Annotated in this window: 1 protein-coding gene; it reads left to right on the forward strand. The window is 31.6% G+C overall.

Going from position 1 to position 1,317, the window contains the following annotated elements:
• A partial coding sequence (locus I130_RS16670) for a hypothetical protein (protein WP_034917131.1) occupies positions 1-498 on the forward strand: 498 nt, incomplete at its 5' end.
• Positions 499-1,317 lie beyond the last annotated feature (819 nt).

Raw genomic sequence — 1,317 nt, forward strand, 5'->3', positions numbered from 1 at the left:
AAAAAGGAACCATTCAAGTTTAGAATTACATTATTAAATTCTGATCATGTCTATGTATCATCTTCTTGGGGAAATTACTATTATGATTATCCAGGAGATGAAAACATTTTTGAATGTAATGACAAAGACTTTTTAAAGGATTGTCGATTCGTTGCTATAAAAACAGGAAACGAGGATAAATTTAATGTTAACAAAGATATTTATGTTGGAGATGGAGATTACCAATCAGTTTGGTTTTACAAAAAATCATCTTCATGGCATAGATTTGACAAAGGTGTAATAAATGAAAATGGAAAAATCATTGCAGAGGTAACGGTGGAGAATATTTATGATATGGATAAAAGAGATGAACAAAAATATGAAGAGAATGAATATAATTATTCGATAGATAAAATTTCAAAAAACATTAATATGGTTTTTGCAGCAGGCTTCTATGAAAAAGGAATGAACCATCCAAAGGAACTACAACGCTATAAATTTATTTTAGAATTTAGATAACCCACTGTGCCTAACATCGGTTAAGCGCCAATAGCGGGCATTCCAATGAAAAGTGATATTTTAGACACCAAGTAACAAACAAAAAAGCCGACAAGAACGCGTCCCTACTCCACGCTACTTGCCTTAACCAAGACCGTTGTAGAGAAGTGTTCAGAAAGAAAAACGCAAAAAAAAACGACAAATCTGAATGAAAAAATCCAATCTTTCGCAACAGTTGCGCTGACTTTTTCAAGATTTTAGTAAAATCAAAAACCACTCAAACGCAAGTTGTATGGAAAAGTTTAAATGATGAAAAATGTGAAAATTGGATGCTCTTAATACCAGTGCGCGGATTCTTACGAAAAGAAGAAAATTTAAAATGAAGTGAAGAACCAAAAATCAATGATTTTTAAATGCAGGACGCAGAATTTATTACTCGGCCGTGAAAAACGGAGATTTTGAATGCTTTTTGATAAAGAACGTGGACTTTTACTCGAATGTGAAAAATGACAAAATGATAAAGAACAAGAGAATTCAAACTGATTCTCACTCAGGCGTGAAAAATCGATTTGAAATTTAGAAAAGAAGAAAAAATAAAAAAAAAGGCAGACAACAAAACAACAAATTTTGGAGTAAACACCTCTCTACAACATCGTTTCCTATGAAAAGCAATAACCTTATTTCTTAAAGATAATATTTTAATTTCTCTTATTTCATACTTATAATATTTTAACGTGTTGAATTTTTGATGAAGCTTTGCTTCAGTAAGAATTCAACACAAAAATAACCTGCTCAGCATCCTATTTGTGGTCACTTCTTGAGTGCCACCAGCATCACTAT

Source organism: Gillisia sp. CAL575 (assembly GCF_000403785.1).
In the GTDB taxonomy this organism is placed as follows: Bacteria; Bacteroidota; Bacteroidia; order Flavobacteriales; family Flavobacteriaceae; genus Gillisia.